Origin of the sequence: Enterobacter chengduensis (assembly GCF_001984825.2) — a bacterium.
Classification (GTDB): domain Bacteria; phylum Pseudomonadota; class Gammaproteobacteria; order Enterobacterales; family Enterobacteriaceae; genus Enterobacter; species Enterobacter chengduensis.
The window spans coordinates 209,954-230,793 of record NZ_CP043318.1 but is presented as its reverse complement, the minus strand read 5'-3'; the positions used below and the strand labels follow the sequence as shown (position 1 = coordinate 230,793).

Below are 20,840 nucleotides of genomic sequence, written 5' to 3'. Positions count from 1 at the left end.
TTCTTAGTCCTCCACTACCAGGCCCATGGAACGTGCAGTACCTTCGATTGAGCGAGTCATCGCTTCAATGTCGGCACCAGTCATGTCGGCAGCTTTGGTCTGCGCGATTTCCTGCAGCTGAGCGCGGGAAATTTTACCCACTTTGTCTTTGTTCGGCTTACCGGAACCAGACTTGATACCAGCCGCTTTCTTCAGCAGAACTGCTGCTGGAGGGGTTTTGGTAACGAAAGTGAAAGAACGGTCAGCGTAAACAGTGATGACGACTGGGATTGGCAGACCTTTTTCCAGGGATTCGGTTTTGGCGTTGAACGCTTTACAGAATTCCATGATGTTCACACCCTGCTGACCCAGAGCTGGACCAACTGGTGGACTTGGGTTCGCCATACCAGCTGCAACCTGCAGCTTGACGTAGGCTTGTACTTTCTTAGCCATTCTAAAATCCTCTGATTGGGTAATAGCGCCTCAGGGAGGCTCCCCGTGAATAAAATTCGTTTTACGGGCCGGGCCCATAAAAACAAAAGGCGCGAAATTGTATTCCAATCTCGCGCCCTGTGCAACGATTAAATCGTCGCTTTTTTGATCGCTGCTTAGGCTTTTTCGACCTGCGAAAAGTCCAGCTCTACCGGGGTCGCACGACCGAAGATAGAAACAGAAACTTTCAGGCGGGACTTCTCGTAGTCCACTTCTTCAACCACACCGTTAAAGTCAGCAAACGGACCGTCGCTAACACGAACCATTTCACCCGGTTCAAATAGCGTTTTCGGACGCGGCTTATCACCCACCTGCTGCAGGCGGTTCATAATCGCATCAACTTCTTTGTCGCTGATTGGCGCCGGACGGTCAGACGTGCCGCCGATAAAGCCCATTACGCGCGGTACGCTGCGCACCAGGTGCCAGCTCGCGTCGTTCATCACCATCTGAACCAGCACGTAACCCGGGAAGAATTTACGCTCGCTTTTGCGACGTTGGCCGCCACGGATCTCAACCACTTCTTCGGTCGGAACCATAACTTCGCCAAATAACTCTTCCATATTGTGTAATTTGATATGCTCACGCAGCGACGTTGCTACGCGGCCTTCAAAACCGGAAAACGCCTGAACGACGTACCAACGCTTTTTAGGGGCTTCAGACATCTTAGAACCTCAGGCCAGTAATAAAGGAAACCAGGCGAACCAGAATACCATCCAGTCCCCACAGGATCAGTGACATTACAGCGGTAACCGCCGCTACGATCAGCGTGGTGTGCAATGTTTCCTGGCGAGTCGGCCAAATGACCTTGCGGACTTCGGTACGTGCTTCGCGAGCGAAAGCAACGGTTGCTTTACCTTTAGTCGTCAACAGCGCGACACCGCCCGCTGCAGCAATCAGAATCACCACTGCCAGCGCGCGGAGCGGCAGCATCATGTCACGATAAAGATAGTTGCCAACGATTGCCACAATCAGCAGCACGGCAACAGCGATCCACTTCATCGCTTCCAGGCCGCGCCCGCTCCCTTGAGCTTCGGTATTCGCACTCATAAACCAACCTGTCAGAAGAATTCTACAAATAATTTCACCCCGCGATTGCGAGGCGAGCCAAATCGAAACGCTAATCCCTTTATGGATTATACGCTCTCTGCAGAGCCTGTCTCAGCAATGATTATGACAAAAAGAATCACTGATGAGCCAGGTTCTGATGTGAAAGCGTGCAAAAAGGGCATCAAATGATGCCCTTTTCATGCGCATTGCGTCAAATGTTATCAGCGATTAGCCGAGAACTTTAGCAACCACGCCCGCGCCAACGGTACGGCCACCTTCACGGATTGCGAAACGCAGACCGTCGTCCATCGCGATTGGGTGGATCAGAGTCACAACCATCTTGATGTTGTCGCCTGGCATTACCATCTCAACGCCTTCTGGCAGTTCGATGGTACCGGTCACGTCAGTTGTACGGAAGTAGAACTGTGGACGGTAGCCTTTGAAGAACGGAGTATGACGGCCGCCTTCATCTTTGGACAGGATGTACACTTCAGATTCGAACTTGGTGTGTGGCTTGATTGAGCCTGGCTTCGCCAGAACCTGACCACGTTCGATTTCTTCACGTTTGATACCACGCAGCAGAACACCAACATTCTCACCCGCACGGCCTTCGTCCAGCAGTTTGCGGAACATTTCAACGCCAGTACAGGTAGACTTCGCAGTCTCTTTGATACCAACGATTTCAACTTCTTCGCCAACTTTGATGATACCGCGCTCTACACGACCGGTAACAACGGTACCACGACCGGAGATGGAGAATACGTCTTCGATTGGCAGCAGGAATGGCTTGTCAATCGCACGCTCTGGTTCTGGGATGTAAGAATCCAGGAAGCCTGCCAGTTCGATGATTTTCGCTTCCCACTCTGCTTCGCCTTCCAGCGCTTTCAGCGCGGAACCACGAACGATTGGAGTGTCGTCGCCTGGGAAATCGTACTGAGACAGCAGTTCACGAACTTCCATCTCTACCAGTTCCAGCAGCTCTTCGTCATCAACCATGTCGCACTTGTTCAGGAACACGATGATGAAAGGAACGCCTACCTGACGACCCAGCAGGATGTGCTCACGAGTCTGAGGCATTGGGCCGTCAGTCGCAGCAACAACCAGGATCGCGCCGTCCATCTGCGCAGCACCGGTGATCATGTTTTTAACATAGTCGGCGTGGCCTGGGCAGTCTACGTGTGCGTAGTGGCGAGTCGGGGTGTCGTATTCAACGTGGGAAGTGTTGATGGTGATACCACGAGCTTTTTCTTCTGGTGCGTTATCGATCTGGTCGAATGCACGAGCGGAACCACCGTAGGTTTTTGCCAGAACGGTAGTGATTGCAGCGGTCAGCGTTGTTTTACCATGGTCAACGTGGCCGATAGTACCGACGTTAACGTGCGGTTTTGTACGTTCAAACTTTTCTTTAGACATCGATTGTCCCTCTAAGACACGGATAAATCGGTGATATCACCACATCAACCAGGCGAAATGCCTGAATTGTTGAATACAGTAAAATTGAAACAGAGAGAAACGGGAAGGAGAAGTGAAGTGGTGCTGATACCCAGAGTCGAACTGGGGACCTCACCCTTACCAAGGGTGCGCTCTACCAACTGAGCCATATCAGCACGTATTGGAGCGGGCAGCGGGAATCGAACCCGCATCATCAGCTTGGAAGGCTGAGGTAATAGCCATTATACGATGCCCGCATCCTGAAACTCGGCTACCCAGTTCTTTCTGTAACGAAAAAAGAGATTTCTCTCTTTTTCAGTTTGAGCTGGCTAATTTTTCCAACCAGCTCCGGCGGCATTTACGCTGCCAGAAAGTGGTGGTGGGGGAAGGATTCGAACCTTCGAAGTCTGTGACGGCAGATTTACAGTCTGCTCCCTTTGGCCGCTCGGGAACCCCACCGGACTTGATGGTGCCGACTACCGGAATCGAACTGGTGACCTACTGATTACAAGTCAGTTGCTCTACCTACTGAGCTAAGTCGGCATCAAGTAGCGCGCATTCTATGGATCCCTGCGCGGTCATGCAACTAAAAAATTGCATAAAACGTTCTTTCGCTCACATTTTATGCGAACAGCGTATCAAGCGCTGTAAAAGTAGTCATTCGAGGTCAAATAATCAACATATCAGCGTCATTTGCACCGTATTCACGGTAGCGTGACGGCATCCGCGTTACGCATCGCTTTCCATCTTTTTTCTTATTATTCGTGTCATCTGGTGTTAACCTCCTGCCCATTGTCCAAAATTAACTGTGTGATGAGCCACGGTCCGGCAGTATTGAGCGGGCTCACTGAAGCATGCTTATGAGCAAAAAAGAGCAAACGTTAATGACGCCTTATCTTCACTTTAACCGCAGCCAGTGGGCTGCCCTGCGTGATTCCGTCCCTATGACGCTGACGGAAGGTGAAATCGCACGGTTAAAAGGGATAAACGAAGATCTCTCCCTTGAAGAGGTGGCAGAAATTTATCTCCCCCTCTCTCGCTTGCTTAACTTCTATATCAGCTCGAACCTGCGCCGCCAGGCCGTGCTGGAGCAGTTTCTCGGGACGAACGGTCAACGCATTCCTTATATCATTAGTATCGCAGGCAGCGTGGCCGTGGGTAAAAGTACCACCGCGCGTGTTCTGCAGGCGCTGTTGAGCCGCTGGCCGGAACACCGCAGCGTGGAGCTGATCACGACGGACGGCTTCCTGCATCCAAACGAAGTATTAAAAGAACGCGGCCTGATGAAGAAGAAAGGCTTCCCGCTTTCTTATGATATGCACCGCCTGGTGAAATTCGTCTCTGACCTGAAATCCGGCGTGCCGCACGTCACGGCCCCCGTCTATTCTCACCTGATCTACGATCGCATCCCGGATGGGGATAAAACGGTGGTCCAGCCGGACATCCTGATTCTGGAGGGTCTGAACGTGCTGCAAAGCGGCATGGACTATCCTCACGACCCGCATCACGTATTCGTCTCGGATTTCGTCGACTTCTCTATTTATGTCGATGCGCCGGAAGAGCTGCTGCAGAACTGGTACATCAACCGCTTCCTTAAATTCCGCGAAGGGGCGTTCACCGATCCTGACTCTTACTTCCATAACTATGCGCAGCTCTCAAAAGAAGAGGCCATTAAGGTAGCCACCGGGCTGTGGAATGAGATCAACTACGTGAACCTCAAAGAGAACATCCTGCCGACGCGCGAGCGCGCGAGCCTGATCCTCACCAAGAGCGAGAAGCACGCCGTCGACCAGATTCGCCTGCGGAAATAATCAGGCAGAGTAAAAAAAACCGGCTTTGCGCCGGTTTTTTCGTTATGCGTGTGGCTTCTCGCCATTTTCATCCTGATCGACCGCGAAGCAGGCCACCAGCTGGCCGCCATAATCCTTCAGCTGTGGCTGGAGCTGGGTGCACGGACCAAAGCGACGGCTGCAGCGGGCGTTGAATGCACATCCCGGCGGTGGATTCAGCGGACTTGGCAGTTCCCCCGTCAGCTTAATACGCTCGCGACGATCGTCCGGGTTCAGACGCGGCGTCGCAGACAGCAGCGCCTGGGTATACGGGTGACGAGGGTTATTAAAGATCTGGTCTTTGGTCCCCTTCTCCACGCAGCGCCCCAGGTACATCACCATCACCTCATCGGCAATGTGTTCGACCACCGACAGGTCGTGGGAGATGAACACGTAAGACAGCCCCAGCTCCTGCTGCAGATCCATCATCAGGTTCAGCACCTGCGCACGCACCGATACGTCGAGCGCGGAGACCGGCTCATCGGCAATCACCACGTCCGGATCGAGCATCAGCCCGCGGGCGATAGCAATACGCTGACGCTGGCCGCCGGAGAACATATGCGGATAACGATCGTAATGCTCGGTTTTAAGGCCAACCTTCGCCATCATCGCCAGCGCTTTTTCACGGCGCTGCTCTTTGCTCAGATTGCTGTTAATCAGCAGGGGCTCTTCCAGAATCTGCCCCACTTTCTTACGCGGGTTCAAAGAACCGTACGGGTTCTGGAACACAATCTGGATTTTCTGACGACGCAGCTTCTGCGCCTGCGGATCGTGCTTGAGCAGATCCTGCCCCTGATAATAAAGTTCGCCGCCGGTCGGCACTTCAATCATCGTCAGCAGACGGCCCAGCGTGGATTTACCGCAGCCCGACTCCCCCACCACCGCCAGCGTTTTACCGCGTTCGAGGTTAAAGGAGACGCCGTCCAGCGCTTTCACCAGGCGTTCAGGGGCAAACAGCCCCTTCTTCACCGGGTAGTATTTTTTCAGATCGATGGCCTGCAGCAGCGGCTGTTGCGTGGTGGCCTGTTGCGTACTCATAGTGTTGGCCTCCCGGCATCATCGAGTGGGTAGTGGCATTTCGACTGACGACCGTCAGCAAGCTGGTTCAGCTCTGGCTCTTTTGCCCGGCACTTGTCCGTCGCATACGGACAGCGCGGATTGAGCAGACAGCCCTGCGGACGGTCATATTTACCCGGTACCACACCCGGCAGCGACGCCAGGCGCGCTTTATCCTGGGCAAACTCCGGCAGCGCGCGTAAAAGCGCCTGGGTATACGGGTGACGCGGCGCGCGGAAAATATCGTGCGAACTCCCGGCCTCGACCACCTGGCCGGCATACATCACGATAATCTTGTGCGCGGCTTCGGCCACCAGCGCCAGATCGTGCGTAATCAGCACCAGCGCCATATTCTCTTTCTGCTGCAGCTCCAGCAGCAGCTCGATGATTTGCGCCTGAATGGTCACGTCCAGCGCAGTGGTCGGCTCATCCGCAATCAGCAGTTTGGGTCGACAGGCAATTGCCATGGCGATCATCACGCGCTGGCTCATCCCACCGGAAAGCTGGTGCGGGTAAACGTCCAGACGCGACGCCGGGTCGGGAATACCCACCTGGTTCAGCAGGTCGATCGCGCGCTGGCGACGGGTTTTCTTATTCCCGCCCTGATGCACCTTAATCGCTTCCATAATCTGGAAACCTACGGTGTAGCACGGGTTAAGGCTGGTCATCGGGTCCTGGAAAATCATCGCCACTTCGGCGCCCACCAGCTGGCGGCGCTGTTTTTCAGAAATGCGCTTCAGATCCTGACCGTTGAACTGCAGGTTTTCCGCCATCACGCGGCCCGGGTAATCAATCAGCCCCATGATCGCCAGCGAGCTCACTGACTTACCGGAACCGGACTCCCCGACAATGCCCACCACTTCGCCCTGATTTACGCTGTAGCTGATGCGGTCCACGGCGCGAAACGGGGTGCCCTCGTCACCGAAGTGCACCGATAATTTATCTACATTTAATAACGCCATCTCGTGCCTCTTACTGCTTCAGTTTGGGATCAAGCGCATCACGCAGGCCATCACCCATCAGGTTAAATGCCAGCACCGTCAGCAGGATTGCCAGACCCGGGAAGGTGACAACCCACCAGGCGCTTTGTGCGAACTGCAACACGTCGGAGAGCATGGTGCCCCACTCCGGCGTTGGCGGCTGCGCACCCATGCCCAGGAAGCCAAGAGCGGCCATATCAAGAATGGCGTTAGAGAAACCGAGCGACGCCTGAACAATCAGCGGCGCAAGGCAGTTAGGGAAGATATTCACGAACATCTGACGCATCGCCCCGGCCCCCGCCACGCGAGACGCGGTGACGTAGTCGCGGTTCACTTCCACCAGCACCGCAGCACGGGTTAAGCGCACGTAGTGGGGAAGCGCCACGAAGGTCAACGCCAGCGCGGCGTTACCAATCGACGGACCGAAGATCGCCACCAGCACCAGCGCCAGCAGCAGGCTTGGCAGCGCCAGCATGATGTCGACGATACGCATGATGATGTTATCAACGATGCCGCCGAAGTAGCCGGCAACCAGGCCGAGAACGATCCCCATGATCAGGGACAGCACCACCACCAGGCAGCCGACCAGCAGCGACAGGCGCGCGCCGTACATCAGGCGCGACAGCACGTCGCGGCCCACGTCATCGGTACCTAACAGGTGCGCCAGGCTACCGCCATCCTGCCACGCAGGCGGGGCGAGCAGCGCATCGCGGAACTGGTCCGCCGGGTTATGCGGTGCGAGGACGTTCGCAAACACCGCAATCAGGATCATGATAACGACATACACCAGCCCTACCACCGCGCCTTTATTGCGCTTGAAGTAGTGCCAGAACTCCTGCAGCGGCGTCATTGGAACCGGTGCAGCGACCACTTTATTTTGAGTAACTTGTGACATGATGGCCCCTTACTTCTTATGACGAATACGCGGGTTCACCACGCCGTACAGCAAATCGACCAGCAGGTTGACGAGGATAATCATCGTCGCGACCAGCAGCACGCCGCCCTGCACAACCGGATAGTCACGGCGCTGCAGCGCGTCAATCAGCCAGCGTCCAAGACCCGGCCAGGAGAAGATGGTTTCGGTCAGGATCGCCCCCGCCAGCAGCGTCCCCACCTGGAGACCGATCACGGTCACTACCGGCAGCATGGCGTTACGCAGCGCATGGACAATGATGACCCGCATACGCGTCAGGCCCTTGGCGCGCGCGGTGCGGATATAATCCTCGCCCAGCACCTCCAGCATCGATGAACGGGTCATACGCACGATCACCGCCAGAGGAATGGTGCCCAGCACCATGGCAGGCAGGATCATGTGCGCCACGGCGTCAATGAAGTTGCCCTCTTCACCCCAGATAGCCGTATCAATCAGCATAAAGCCGGTGAGCGGGTTGGAGTCATCCAGGAAGACCATATCGCTGACGCGCCCGGAGACCGGCGTCAGGTTAAGCTGCACCGAGACGAGCATGATCAGCATCATGCCCCACCAGAAAATAGGCATGGAGTAGCCGGTCAGCGCCAGGCCCACGGCGGTATGGTCAAAAATAGAACCACGCTTGACGGCAGCCAGTACCCCGACAGGAATACCCACCGCAGTGGCGAAAATCATGGCGCAGACGCCAAGCTCGAGCGTCGCTTTAAAGCGCGGCACGAACTCGTCCCACACCGGAAGACGGCTTTTCAGCGAAATCCCTAAGTCACCGTGCAGCACGCCCCAAATATAGTGGAGGTACTGCTGCCACATCGGCTTATCGAGACCGAGTTCCGCCAGCAGCTGTGCATGGCGCTCAGGGGAAATACCACGCTCGCCCGCCATAATCATTACCGGGTCGCCGGGGATCATATGGACGAAGGCAAAAGTGAGAAGGGTGATACCGATAAACGTGGGGATAACAAGTCCCAGACGTCGGAGGATGAACTGCAACATAACCCGGATTCTCTCTGATGACGCACGACCAGTGGCGTGGCGTCTGTATTGCTCACAAATGTAAATTCCCTCTCCCAATGGGAGAGGGTTAGGGTGAGGGGATGCATGCACGCCCCTCACCCCTGCCCTCTCCCAGAGGGAGAGGGAGAACACCCTACTTATTATTCAACAGATACGTTTTCGAAGTGGTGTTTGCCGAGTGGATCAACCACGTAGCCCTTCACTTCTTTACGCACTGGCTCGTACACGGTGGAGTGAGCAACAATCAGCGCCGGAGCCTGATCGTGCATAACAACCTGCGCCTGCTTGTACAGCTCAATACGTTTGTTGTGATCGTCGGTCGCACGCGCCGGCTGGATCAGGTCTTCAAACGGCTTGTAGCACCAGCGGGAGTAGTTAGAACCGTCTTTCGCTGCAGCACAGCTGAACAGGGTAGCGAAGAAGTTGTCCGGATCCCCGTTATCACCGGTCCAGCCCATCATCACCGCCTGATGCTCACCCGCTTTGGCGCGCTTCAGGTACTCGCCCCACTCGTAGGTGACAATCTTGGCCTGTACGCCAACCTTCGCCCAGTCGGCCTGAACCATTTCCGCCATACGGCGTGCGTTCGGGTTGTACGGACGCTGTACCGGCATCGCCCACAGCTCAACGGTAAAGCCTTTATCCTGGCCCGCTTCTTTCAGCAGCGCTTTCGCTTTCTCAGGATCGTAGGTGTAGTCCTTAACGTCGTCGTTATAGCCCCACATGGTTGGTGGGATCAGGTTCTTGGCAGCAACGCCCGCGCCCTGGTAAACGGCTTTGATGATTGCTTCTTTGTTCACCGCGTAGGTCAGCGCCTGACGCACCTTCACGTCATCAAACGGTTTCTTCTCGGTGTTGAAGGAGAGATAGCCCACGTTCAGGCCCGCCTGCTCCATCAGGTTGATGTTCTTGTCCTGCTTCATGCGCGCGATGTCAGCCGGGTTCGGGAATGGCATCACCTGGCACTCGTTTTTCTGCAGCTTGGCATAACGCACGGAAGCGTCAGGCGTTATGGAGAAGACCAGACGGTCAATCTGCGGCTTGGTGCCCCAGTAACCAGGGAAGGCTTTATACAGAATGCGGGAATCTTTCTGGTACTGCAGCAGCTGGAACGGACCGGTACCAATTGGGTTCAGGTCCACTTTCTCCGGCGTGCCGGCTTTCAGCATATTGTCCGCATACTCTTTAGAGAGAATAGAGGCAAAGTCCATGGCCAGATCGGCCAGGAATGGCGATTCAGGACGCGTCAGGACGAACTGAACGGTGTTATCGTCCACTTTTTTCACTTCTGAGATCAGGTCTGGCAGACCCATCCCTTCGAAGTACTCATAGCTGCCGCCAGACACTTTGTGATACGGGTTCTGGGCATTTTTCTGACGGTCGAAGGAGAACACGACGTCGTCGGCGTTAAAGTCACGCGTCGGTTTGAAGTCCTTGCTGTCCTGCCACTTCACGCCCTGGCGCAGGTGGAAGGTATAGGTCTTACCGTCTTCGCTGATGTCCCACTTCTCAGCCAGACCCGGAATCACTTCCGTGGTGCCAATTTTGAATTCAACCAGACGGTTATAGATCGGTACGGAGCTTGCGTCGTAAGTCGTACCAGAGGTAAAGAGCTGTGGGTTAAAGCCTTCCGGCGAGCCTTCAGAACAGTAAACCAGGGTTTTTGCCTGTACGCTTGCTGCCACGGTCATAGCCACCAGGCTCAGACCAAGCTTCAGCATCCCTGACTTCTTCAAGGAAATACTCATTATTCTGCTCCAATGTGATGTTTTGCTTTGTTGTGTTACGCCGCCAGACCTTTATTTATTTTTTACCCGGTCCGGTCGGAGGTGCCCGAAGGCAGTAAAGGGATGGAGAATCCTTTCAGAAGAGCGTTTGAGTTGCAGCGCAGATCGTCCCTGAAATGCCCCTCATGCCCTACAATCTGTCAACAGAATGTGAAAACGTCAATACAGGTGACGGGCATTTACGCTGAGTGTGAGAAACCGCAAACAAAGATTAAAAAAACTCTATGCGCCAGTTTTCAGCAGGGAAATTTATGCTACTCGCTATCTTGCAGCACAACTATCTTCATATTTCGCAACAATCAGTGATTAACTTTTATTCAGAATGGGTAAATTTTCTTGCAGAATGGTGATTATCTGAGCACTAAATACCGCGAACGTTAAAACGCACAGCGAAAAATGCTGAGGTTATCCATAAGTAACGCGAAAAAAGATCAATCTATATATAAAAAAATACAATGGATTATGTCACAAAATCGTTAACAGGCAGGCTTAAGCGAGGATAAGGGGCATTTTGGGCAGTCGGGCTGAGTAACCCGCTAATGCAAAAAGGGCTAACCTTGCGGTTAGCCCTTTTCAGAATGTGGTCGGCGAGAGAGGATTCGAACCTCCGACCCACTGGTCCCAAACCAGTTGCGCTACCAAGCTGCGCTACTCGCCGAATGCGGAGCGCATCTTACTGCTGAGGTGCGCCCCCGTCAATCCCTTATTTTCAAAAAGCCATTCAACTGGCGATATTCTCGCCAGAGCAGCTACTGCGCGGCTTTTGCGGTGTTATCAGGGAGTTTACACCAGTTGTTGTTTTCGTTAATCCCACCGTTAGGTGAGGTATAGCCGAGACAACCCATAATGGTGTCGTACAGCTCAACGTGACGACGCGGCACCTTCATCTCCGCCTCTTTCTTCAGCTGAGCAAACATCTTCGCCTTCTCCGGATTCTCCAGATACTTATCCGACATCCACATGATCATCGGCACGCGGAACTGCTCCGGCGGCGCCAGCTTGCGCGGCGTACCGTGCAAATGCTCTTTCTCGTTGATGGATTCACCGTGGTCTGCAGCGTAAATCACAATCGCTTTTTTATCGCGCAGCTGGTCGATGACCCGGCTCAGGAAGGTATCCACGTACAGCACCGAGTTATCATAGGCATTGATCAGCTCCTGCTTGCTGCAGTCATTATTAATGCCTACGCACTCGGGCTGCCACTTCGCGAAATCACGCGTGTAGCGCTGGTAATAGCTGTAATGCGACCCTTTGGTGTGCAGAATAATCAGATGCTTACCCTGTGGATGGCTTTTGAGGGACTCCGACATCTCTTTCAGCAGCAGCATGTCGTCGACGTTTTTACCGCGGTTACGCGGCTCGGCGCCAATCTGCTCGCGGTACGCGATGTTGTCTGCCAGGGTGTTGGTGTAGAACCACATCTCACTTTGCATGGCGAACAGGTCAGCGCTAAACCCAAGCTGCTTCAGCACGGCAAACACGTTTTGCTCTTTCAGCGTGCGCTGCGGATTATCGCTCGCACCGCCCTCACGCACAAACATGCAGCGCAGCGAGAGCTTCGTTGCGGTATCGCAGGAGTAGCCCCGATAGGCCACCAGGTTCTTTTCCTGCGCCAGCTTCGGCGTGGTATCCCGGTCATAGCCCAGAATGCCCATATGGTCCCAGCGCGTCGTTTCGCCGATAACAAAGACGACGTAGGTATCATCCAGGCCGTCAGACGGTGCCTGATAGGTGAATTTTTTAGTTGGGTTAATCAGTGATTTCACATCGCCGGACTCATCCGCCTGTGCCCAGGCATACAAGCCTAGCGCGGACAGCCAGTTAGACGGCAGATAGGAGTTTGCCACCACGCCGCCATAGCTTGGCATATCCACGCCCGTCGCTTTCTCAATGCGTTTTTGCTGCGTTTCCATCAGGCGAATAGGCGCCCATACCAGCAGACCGGCTAGCAGGACGACGACGATATTGCGGATCCGCTGTCCGCGCGTGCGCAGCTGGCGTAACAGCGTATAGCGGCACGTATTGCTCCAGATAAAGAACAGCGGGATGAGACAGGTTAAAACCGTCCAGACGATAAAGCCTTTCCCAACCACCTCTTTTGAGAGGTCGATATCGGTAGTCATCACCGAGGCGACGATACCGTAACCAATGACCACGTTCATAAAGGTCATGTAATAGCTTGCGGCAGCAGAAATAATCACCACCAGCGAGGCCAGGATTTGCCAAGGACGTCGGCCAAAGAGAGAGAGCAGGCGTAACAGGAAAAAGGTCGCCAGAACGGAACCAAACACTTCAATTGCCGCGAAAATCCCATTTCTTACGGTGAGGTGTTCAAAATAACCTTCCACTCTTCTGAACAGCACCGCGCCATTCAGAAACAAACCAATATAAACAGCCAGCATTAAACACAATCTTTGCTGGGTAAGAGACCTAATATATTTCATGCAAACAACCCTGGGGGAAGGGGTATAAAAACCCGCTGAATCTCATCGAGAAAGCAGACAGAGTAAGTAAATGCGTAAGGAAGCGTTCTAAGAAACGTTTACAAGCGCCGTAAGTAGACCACAGCGGGAGAGAAAAGTGGCAGCAGAGAGTGTGATCGGGATAAATTTTTACAAAATATCGCGGCGGGAAGTGTCTCACATAAAGAAAAAAGAGGCCGCGGAGGCCTCTTTCATTCAGCTTAAGCATGCACCTCTTTGAAGACTTCACGCTGCGGCTGGCGAATCGTGGTGGAGAGCGCCAGTGAGATAATCAGCAGAGCAAATATCACGCAGAAGGTCACGTAGAACCCGCCGAACAGAGAAGCAATCAGCGAGCCGCAGATACTGCCGATCCCGAAGCCCAGATAGATAACACCGTAGTTTTTCGCCAGATTGTTCAGCCCAAAGAACTCGCTCACCAGTGACGGGAAAACGGTAATCGTGCCGCCGAAGTTGAAGGCCACGCAGGCAATCGCCGCGAAGAAGGTGGCTTCATTCAGCGGAGCGAACAGCAGGGCCGCCATCCCGACCAGCGAAACCACCTGCCCAAGGGTAATTACGCGGATGCGGGCGATTTTGTCAGACAGAATGCCGAGCACCAGGCGGCCAGAAAGGTTAGCAATGGAGATCACGGTCACCGCATTGGCCGCCGTGGCCGCATCCAGCTTCACCATCCCCTGCGCGATATCCTTCGCGACGCCGATAACGTACAGGCCGCTCATGCAGGCGGTCAGGAACATCACCGCCAGCATCCAGTACTGCGGCTTACGCATGGACTGCGCGAGGGTAAAGTCGTTCTCTACCACGCCGTTAACGGATTTCACCTCCTGCTGCGGCGCATCGGTCATCAGCGTGGCGCCGAAAAGAATCATCACCAGCACGATGGCACCCCAGATCATAAAGGTTTTTTCGAGGCCAACGGACGCCAGCAGATGGGAATCGATAAATTTGAAGCCGAGGCTGCCCAGGCCATAAGAGCCGATGGCAAACGCGGAGATTAAACCTTTACGCTCCGGGAACCACTTCACGCAGTTCGACAGGGTCAGCAGGTAGCCTGCGCCATCGGCCAGCCCCACCAGCACGCCGGCGCTTAGCCACAGCATCATCAGGTTGCTGGAGTGCGCCGTCAGGAAAAAGCCCAGCCCCAGCAGAATGCCGGATGCCATGGTCACGCGCTTCACGCCGAAACGCTCCTGCAGCTTGCCCGCGACGGAAGACGAAATCGCCAGGCCCAGGCTCAGCAGACCAAAGGAGAACGCAACCTGCCTCACCGGTGCGCCAAGCTTGTCGGAAAGCGCGCTGTTAAACAGGCTCCAGGTATAGACCGAACCCAGCGCAAACTGGGTAACGATGGTGCCAAAGAGCGTGAGCCAGCGCGTGCGGTTATAAGTTGATGTCTTCATGGCAGTTGTCCTGCAGGAGAAATTAAGGAAGTTCGCTGAGGACAACGATAAATAAAACCTTAATACGCCAGGGGTAAAACGGCATGAAATGCAGGGAGAACGGAATGAAATGCCTTGAATCGGGAATGAATGACCTGGTGCGGGAATAAAGCGACAGCGTGTGAGTACCTGCTATCGCTGTAAAGCCTGCTGCTATTGTATTCGAGATGTTATCGTAAGGTTTAAAAAAGTAACAACTTTAAAAATTCGCGCTGACGCCGAGGGTGTATAAAAACTCCTCGCCGGTGGTGGTGTGCTCCCCCTGAGCCAGCGACGCATAGGCAGCCATGTGCGTATTAAACGGAATATCCGTCCCGACGGTGACGTCCATCCAGCTACCGTTTTGGGCGGGGGCTGGCGTCTGCGGCATGCCAAACTGCGATTTCCACTGGTTTTCACCAAACTGCTGGTTATAGCTAATCTGCGCCCAGGGGCGAAGCTCGCCGTACTGGGTATTCACGCGCCACCCCAGCGTGCTGACGCTGGCGTGCCAGAGCGGGTCGATGAGCGCCTGCGTCGACGCGCTATCACCAAACTCGTTGATCATCATGGGCGCCGTGCCGTCGTACCGCCACGCCACCACCGGCCCTGTGGTGATACGCGCGGAAACGGGAAAATTCCAGCCCGCGCTCATTGCCCCTTCCGTCGCGCTGCCGGACGGTAAATTCAGGGCAAGACCCGGCGCGCTTTGCGAGGACTGAATACGCTCAGCCAGAATATCCTCATAACGCGGTTGGTGATCCGCGTCCCATGTATAGCGTTCCGCCGTATTATTTTGGGCGTCTGAAACGATATATTCCTGTTGCCATGCAGACGCTGTATTACAAAAAAACAGGCAGACAGAAATTCCCACCAGGCCAGAAGCAGCATGGCGACCACTGATTTTTTTTATCATCATCAACGCGACCCCAGAGAGAGCCGAATTCGGCGATATTTGTCGTTATTCAGGAAGAGCTTAAGATCACATAGCCCTGTATTAACTATTGTCTTTATAGTAAACACGTCAAGCCGGTCAGAACGAAATTTTTGCGAAATCAGTATCAATAAGGGAGAAGACGGATGGAACGTTGCGGTTGGGTAAGCCAGGATCAGCTTTATATCGACTATCACGATCGGGAATGGGGCGTGCCGCAAACGGATGGCAAAAAGCTCTTTGAGATGATCTGCCTGGAGGGCCAGCAGGCGGGATTATCGTGGATTACGGTGCTGAAGAAACGCGAAAACTACCGCAACGCCTTCCATCAGTTCGATCCTGTCGCCGTGGCCGCAATGACCGATGAGGACGTGGAACGGCTGGTGCAGGATGCCGGTATCATCCGCCATCGCGGTAAGATCCAGGCCATCATCGGCAACGCACGCGCTTATCTGGCGATGGAGCAAAACGGCGAACCGTTCTCAGAATTTGTCTGGACGTTTGTGAACAACACGCCGCAGCTCACCCGGGCCGCCACGCTGGCGGAGATCCCTGCCTCCACCCCGGCCTCGGATGCGCTCTCGAAGGCCCTGAAAAAACGCGGCTTTAAGTTTGTCGGCTCCACCATCTGCTACGCCTTTATGCAGGCCTGTGGCCTGGTCAACGACCACGTTACCGGCTGCTTCTGTCATCCGGGAGGTCATCATGATCCGCAAATGGCAAAGTGAGAATACCGCGCCGCTTCTGAGCCTGTGGCTTGAAAGCACCACGGAAGCGCATCCGTTTATCGCGCCGGGTTACTGGAAAGAGAACGAGGCCATGGTGCGGGAGGTTTACCTGCCGTCGGCGGAAACCTGGGTCTGGGAACAGGACGGGGAACCGTGCGGATTTATCAGCGTGATGCAGTCTCAGTTTGTCGGCGCCCTGTTTGTGGCGCCGTCATGCATCGGGAAAGGCATCGGGCGCGCGCTGCTGAACCATGTTCAACAGCGCTTCCCGCACCTCACTCTGGAGGTGTACCAGAAAAACGTGCGGGCGGTGAATTTCTACCATGCTCAGGGCTTTCGCATTGAAGACAGCGCCTGGCAGGATGATACCCAGCACCCGACGTGGATCATGAGCTGGCAGGCGGATCAAACGCCGTTAAGGTAAGCTCTGGCCCCTGATATTTCTCGACCCAGGCCAGCGCCGTATTCCCTGCGCAACCGTTCCCCAGCTTCGAGCTGGGGAGATCTTTGGTCAGCACGTTAACCGCGCCGTTTTTACAGATCCCGCCTTCGGCGAGATCGAGGTCAGGCCATGCGCCCTGATGAATGCAGATCACGCCCGGCTTAATCCCGTCGCTCACCACCGCCCCTGCCAGCACCTGCCCGCGCGCGTTCCAGACGCGCACCACGTCGCCGTCCGCAATCCCGCGGGCTTTTGCGTCATGGGTATTCAACGTGATCGGCTCTCGCCCGGCGACCGCATACCGCTCGCGCAGGGACGTATAGTTAAGCTGGCTGTGCAGACGGTGCGCGGGGTGCGCTGACAGCACCTGCAGCTGCTCCGGCTGGGCGTTGCCGTGCCACTCGTCCGGCTCGAGCCACATAGGATGCGGCGGACAGTCGGCGTAGCCAAAGCTGGCGATGCGCTCGCTGTAGATCACAATCTTGCCGCTCTCGGTTTTCAGCGGATGGTTCTCCGGGTCGCGGCGGAAATCCGCGAAACGGACAAACTGCGCGTTCTGTTCGCTTTCCGGCATTTCGATAATCTGGTTCGCCTCCCAGAACGCCGCAAAGGGCGGGAGCGTCACGCCCTGCGCCGCACCGCGCTGTCCGGCAATCTGGTAGAAAGTCTCCAGCCATTGCAGATCGTTTTTCCCTTCGGTAAAACGCGCGCGACCGCCCGCTTCCCACCGCTCGCTCAGGTCAGCAAACACGTCGAAATCATCACGCGCCTCGTCGCGCGGGGCCACCACGCGCTTCATCGGGACCATATGCTGATTGCTGTAGTCGCCGGTCATGGTGAGATCGTTCCGCTCAAACGAGGTGGTCGCCGGGAGTACGATATCGGCGTGTTTTGCCGAGCCGGTCCAGAAGCACTCGGAGATCACCACCAGCTCCGGCTTTTGCCAGGCGCGGATCAGGCGATTGGTATCCTGATGGTGCGTGAAGTTCGACCCGCCCGCCCACCAGACAAACTTAATCTCCGGGAAGTGGCGGTCGAGACCGTTGTGCTGATAAAAACCGCCGGGATTTTCCAGCGCTTCAACGATCCGCGCCACCGGAATTTTATCCACGGCATCCACGCCGCCCTGCACCGAGCCTTGCAGAGACGCCAGCACCGCCGCTTTGCGCGTCGGGTTACCGCCGTTCGCAAAGTGATAGGAGAGACCAAAACCGCCGCCCGGCGTGCCGATCTGCCCAAGCATTGCGGCAAGGGTGACCAGCATCCAGTGCTTCTGCTCGCCAAACTGCTGGCGCTGCATCCCCCAGCCGGACATTAACATGGTGGTGTTTTTATAGAACAAAGCCGCCAGTTCACGGATTTTCTCCGCAGGAACGCCGCAAATATCTGCCGCCCATTCTGCCGTTTTCGCCACGCCATCGGACTGGCCCGTCAGGTAGTCGGCGAATTTATCAAAGCCGGTGGTACAGCGCGTCAGGAAGTCGGCATCGTGCCAGCCGTTTTCGACCAGCGTATGGGCGATACCCAGCATCATCGCCACGTCGGTGCCCATGTGGGGGGCGATCCACTCGGCGCTGTCGCCGAAGAAATCCAGGGTTTCAGAGCGCATCGGGTCAATGCAGATGATGCGCTTGCCGCTTTTGCGCAGCGCGTCGAAATAGCCAACACCCTGCTCGTCGCTGGCATTCCAGGCAATTTTCAACGTATTTAGCGGGTTGGCACTCCAGAGCACGACGACGTCAGTGTGCTTCAGCACCAGCGGCCAGCTGGTCTGCTGCTGGTACACTTCGTTTCCTCCCACGACGTACGGCATGATCGCCTGCGCCGCGCCGGTGGAGTAATCCCCCAGATGTCCGGTGTAGCCGCCCGCCAGGCTCATGTAGCGCTGCAGCAGCGTCGAGGCCTTATGCAGCACGCCGTTCGAACGCCAGCCGTAAGACCCGGCGAAAATGGACGACGGACCATAGCTGTCGCGAATGCGCTTGTGCTGGGCGTGGATCAGCGCCAGCGCGTCATCCCAGCTCACGCGAACAAACTCATCCTGACCGCGAATACCCTGAGGCTTGTCCGGCGAGGCCAGAAAACCTTTACGCACCATCGGCCAGCGCACGCGCGTTTTGCTGTGCACCTGATCGCGAACGACGGTCTGTAGCGAGTTGGGATGTTGGGTTGGCAGTGCCCCGCGGGACGACAGAACATTTTCGCCATCGGTTTCGACCAGCATCGGCCCCCAGTGGGCGGCGGTCAGAATGGTTTTCGTTGAGGTGCTCAAGCGTGCGCTCCTGGTTGCGTGCAGGTTTTACGGCCTTCTTGCTGAGGCCGTTTATGGTTTGTCACAAATTTCAGAGTTATACCCGGAATTTTCTCCGTATCTGGACGTCATAATCAACTGCCACGCTCGCCGTGGCAAAGAATAAAAAGGATTAAGGAAAGAAGATGAAAAAACGCGTACTCGTTATTGCCGCTCTGGTGAGCGGTGTTCTGGCTGTTTCTGGCTGCACAACCAACCCTTACACCGGTGAGCGCGAAGCGGGTAAATCCGGCATTGGCGCGGGTATCGGCTCGCTGGTCGGCGCGGGCGTTGGGGCACTCTCCTCCTCAAAGAAAGACCGCGGCAAAGGCGCGCTGATTGGCGCAGCGGCGGGCGCAGCGCTCGGCGGCGGCGTCGGCTATTACATGGACGTACAGGAAGCGAAACTGCGCGACAAAATGAAGGGCACCGGCGTCAGCGTGACGCGCAGCGGCGATAACATCATCCTGAACATGCCGAACAACGTGACCTTCGACAGCAGCAGCGCAACGCTGAAACCGGCGGGAGCAAACACCCTGACCGGCGTGGCGATGGTGCTGAAAGAGTACAACAAGACCGCCGTGAACGTGATGGGCTACACCGACAGCACCGGCAGCCAGGATCTGAACATGCGTCTGTCCCAGCAGCGCGCCGACGCCGTGGCCAGCTCGCTGATTACCCAGGGCGTTGAAGCGAACCGCATCCGCACCAGCGGCATGGGCCCTGCCAACCCTATCGCCAGCAACAGCACGGCGGAAGGCAAAGCGCAGAACCGCCGCGTAGAGATTACGTTAAGCCCAATTCAGTAGGTAAAAGCAAACGGCAACCCCGTTGCCGTTTTTAGGAACGTAGGCCGGGTAAGGCGAAGCCGCCACCCGGCAAAATGCTTGCTTCGTCCGATTTTCCCGCTAAGGTATTCTCACTAAATTCAGGGAAATCAGCGATGAGCAAACCAGCCCGGGCCACCATCAGCGACGTGGCGAAAGCCGCCAAAACCGGTAAAACCAGCATTTCGCGCTACCTTAACGGCGAAAAACACCTGCTGTCCGATGCGTTGCTGGCGCGAATTGAACAAGCCATTGCCGATCTCGACTACCGTCCCAGCCTGATGGCGCGCGGGCTCAAACGTGGCCGCACTCGCCTTATCGGGCTGATTATCGCCGATATCACCAACCCCTACTCCGTTAACGTGCTCAGCGGGATCGAAGCCGCCTGTCGCGAGAAAGGCTTCACGCCGCTGGTCTGTAATACCAACAACGAAGTCGACCAGGAGTTGCATTACCTTGACCTGCTGCGCAGCTACCAGGTGGAAGGGATCGTGGTTAACGCCGTGGGCATGCGGGAAGAGGGGCTAAACCGCCTGCAGCAATCCTCCCTGCCGATGGTCCTCATCGACCGTAAAATCCCGGAATTTGCCTGCGATGTTGTCGGTCTGGACAACACCCAGGCCGCCACGACGGCCACCGAACATCTGATCGAACAGGGCTTCGAGGCCATCCTGTTTCTGAGCGAGCCGTTAGGGATGGTCAACACCCGTCGCGAACGCCTGAGCGCATTTCGCGCCACGCTGGAGCGATATCCCGGCGTGATCGCCGAAAATGCCGAAACGCCGCTTCACGAAGCCGGGCAGCTCGACAACGCCCTGCGCCAGTTCCACACGCGCCACCGCGGGATGCGCAAAGCCGTTATCTCCGCCAACGGAGCGCTAACGCTTCAGGTCGCTCGATCCCTTAAGCGCATTGGCCTGCACTGGGGCAGCGATATCGGCCTGCTGGGGTTTGATGAACTGGAGTGGGCAGAGCTGGCCGGCGTCGGCATTACCACCCTCAAACAGCCCACCTGGCAGATTGGCTATGCTGCTGTTGAACAGGTGGTTCGTCGCATTGAAGGCACCAGCGAGGCCGTTCGCGAGCAGGTCTTCTCCGGCGAGCTGATCGTTCGCGGCTCTACCGCGCGTTAATTATCCCTTGTGATACCGATCATAAATTCGACATCC

18 protein-coding genes and 5 tRNA genes are annotated in these 20,840 nt (G+C 55.8%); 5 read left to right on the top strand and 18 right to left on the bottom strand.

The window, feature by feature from the left end; translation table 11 throughout:
- Positions 1–3: 3 nt before the first annotated feature.
- From rplK to FY206_RS01090, 8 genes are all read right to left on the bottom strand, one after another.
- Positions 4–432 (bottom strand): 50S ribosomal protein L11, encoded by a 429-nt coding sequence (rplK, locus tag FY206_RS01125; RefSeq protein WP_008503452.1) that lies wholly within the window; start codon positions 430–432, stop codon positions 4–6.
- Between the two features lie 155 nt (positions 433–587).
- A complete protein-coding gene (nusG, locus tag FY206_RS01120; RefSeq protein WP_006816549.1) occupies positions 588–1,133 on the bottom strand; it encodes a transcription termination/antitermination protein NusG in 546 nt (181 codons plus the stop codon).
- 1 nt (position 1,134) lies between these two features.
- A complete protein-coding gene (gene secE, locus FY206_RS01115; RefSeq protein WP_032644497.1) occupies positions 1,135–1,518 on the bottom strand; it encodes a preprotein translocase subunit SecE in 384 nt (127 codons plus the stop codon).
- Positions 1,519–1,746: 228 nt separating this feature from the next.
- Complete coding sequence (tuf, locus tag FY206_RS01110; RefSeq protein ID WP_014068448.1) at positions 1,747–2,931, bottom strand: elongation factor Tu; 1,185 nt, start codon at positions 2,929–2,931, stop codon at positions 1,747–1,749.
- A 118-nt stretch (positions 2,932–3,049) separates the two neighbouring features.
- A tRNA-Thr gene (locus FY206_RS01105) sits at positions 3,050–3,125 on the bottom strand.
- Between the two features lie 6 nt (positions 3,126–3,131).
- Positions 3,132–3,206: transfer RNA gene (locus FY206_RS01100), tRNA-Gly, on the bottom strand.
- Between the two features lie 117 nt (positions 3,207–3,323).
- Positions 3,324–3,408: transfer RNA gene (locus FY206_RS01095), tRNA-Tyr, on the bottom strand.
- An 8-nt stretch (positions 3,409–3,416) separates the two neighbouring features.
- Positions 3,417–3,492: transfer RNA gene (locus tag FY206_RS01090), tRNA-Thr, on the bottom strand.
- A gap of 317 nt (positions 3,493–3,809) precedes the next feature.
- On the opposite strand from FY206_RS01090, the gene coaA reads away from it, so the two are divergent.
- Positions 3,810–4,760 carry a type I pantothenate kinase gene (gene coaA / locus FY206_RS01085; protein WP_032644495.1) on the top strand — a complete coding sequence of 317 codons (951 nt, stop codon included), beginning with the start codon at positions 3,810–3,812 and terminating at the stop codon, positions 4,758–4,760.
- A gap of 42 nt (positions 4,761–4,802) precedes the next feature.
- Here the strand turns inward: coaA and dppF are convergent, their stop codons facing one another.
- The 9 genes from dppF to FY206_RS01040 form a co-directional block, all read right to left on the bottom strand.
- Complete coding sequence (gene dppF, locus FY206_RS01080; protein WP_032644494.1) at positions 4,803–5,816, bottom strand: dipeptide ABC transporter ATP-binding subunit DppF; 1,014 nt, start codon at positions 5,814–5,816, stop codon at positions 4,803–4,805.
- Positions 5,813–6,796 (bottom strand): dipeptide ABC transporter ATP-binding protein, encoded by a 984-nt coding sequence (gene dppD, locus FY206_RS01075; RefSeq protein ID WP_032644493.1) that lies wholly within the window; start codon positions 6,794–6,796, stop codon positions 5,813–5,815. Before dppD ends, dppF begins: the two co-directional genes overlap by 4 nt.
- A gap of 10 nt (positions 6,797–6,806) precedes the next feature.
- On the bottom strand, positions 6,807–7,709 hold the full coding sequence (dppC, locus tag FY206_RS01070; protein WP_032644492.1) for a dipeptide ABC transporter permease DppC: 903 nt from the start codon (positions 7,707–7,709) through the stop codon (positions 6,807–6,809).
- Between the two features lie 9 nt (positions 7,710–7,718).
- Positions 7,719–8,738: a dipeptide ABC transporter permease DppB gene (dppB, locus tag FY206_RS01065; RefSeq protein WP_023334097.1), complete on the bottom strand. Its 1,020-nt coding sequence runs from the start codon at positions 8,736–8,738 to the stop codon at positions 7,719–7,721.
- Positions 8,739–8,899: 161 nt separating this feature from the next.
- Positions 8,900–10,507 (bottom strand): dipeptide ABC transporter periplasmic-binding protein DppA, encoded by a 1,608-nt coding sequence (gene dppA, locus FY206_RS01060; protein WP_032644491.1) that lies wholly within the window; start codon positions 10,505–10,507, stop codon positions 8,900–8,902.
- Between the two features lie 620 nt (positions 10,508–11,127).
- Positions 11,128–11,204 (bottom strand) — tRNA-Pro (locus FY206_RS01055).
- Positions 11,205–11,295: 91 nt separating this feature from the next.
- Positions 11,296–12,990: a kdo(2)-lipid A phosphoethanolamine 7''-transferase gene (eptB, locus tag FY206_RS01050; RefSeq protein WP_032644490.1), complete on the bottom strand. Its 1,695-nt coding sequence runs from the start codon at positions 12,988–12,990 to the stop codon at positions 11,296–11,298.
- A 239-nt stretch (positions 12,991–13,229) separates the two neighbouring features.
- The gene (locus FY206_RS01045) at positions 13,230–14,432 is read right to left on the bottom strand and encodes an L-lactate MFS transporter (protein WP_077064252.1); all 1,203 of its coding nucleotides are present in this window, start codon (positions 14,430–14,432) and stop codon (positions 13,230–13,232) included.
- 238 nt (positions 14,433–14,670) lie between these two features.
- On the bottom strand, positions 14,671–15,369 hold the full coding sequence (locus FY206_RS01040; protein WP_032644488.1) for an autotransporter domain-containing protein: 699 nt from the start codon (positions 15,367–15,369) through the stop codon (positions 14,671–14,673).
- A gap of 161 nt (positions 15,370–15,530) precedes the next feature.
- Between FY206_RS01040 and tag the strand changes: the two genes are divergently transcribed.
- Together tag and FY206_RS01030 are read left to right on the top strand one after the other, a co-directional pair.
- A complete protein-coding gene (gene tag / locus FY206_RS01035; RefSeq protein WP_032644487.1) occupies positions 15,531–16,112 on the top strand; it encodes a DNA-3-methyladenine glycosylase I in 582 nt (193 codons plus the stop codon).
- Positions 16,090–16,536, top strand: coding sequence for an N-acetyltransferase (locus FY206_RS01030; RefSeq protein ID WP_032644486.1), 447 nt, complete (start codon positions 16,090–16,092; stop codon positions 16,534–16,536). The genes tag and FY206_RS01030 overlap by 23 nt, the downstream gene beginning before the upstream one ends.
- On the opposite strand, the gene FY206_RS01025 is transcribed toward FY206_RS01030, so the two are convergent.
- Positions 16,499–18,778: a molybdopterin guanine dinucleotide-containing S/N-oxide reductase gene (locus FY206_RS01025; RefSeq protein WP_045890820.1), complete on the bottom strand. Its 2,280-nt coding sequence runs from the start codon at positions 18,776–18,778 to the stop codon at positions 16,499–16,501. The two genes, FY206_RS01030 and FY206_RS01025, sit on opposite strands and share 38 nt — an antisense overlap.
- A 212-nt stretch (positions 18,779–18,990) precedes the next feature.
- Between FY206_RS01025 and FY206_RS01020 the strand changes: the two genes are divergently transcribed.
- Positions 18,991–19,653 carry an OmpA family lipoprotein gene (locus FY206_RS01020; RefSeq protein WP_032644484.1) on the top strand — a complete coding sequence of 221 codons (663 nt, stop codon included), beginning with the start codon at positions 18,991–18,993 and terminating at the stop codon, positions 19,651–19,653.
- A gap of 134 nt (positions 19,654–19,787) precedes the next feature.
- Complete coding sequence (locus tag FY206_RS01015; RefSeq protein ID WP_032644483.1) at positions 19,788–20,804, top strand: LacI family DNA-binding transcriptional regulator; 1,017 nt, start codon at positions 19,788–19,790, stop codon at positions 20,802–20,804.
- Positions 20,805–20,840: the final 36 nt, after the last annotated feature.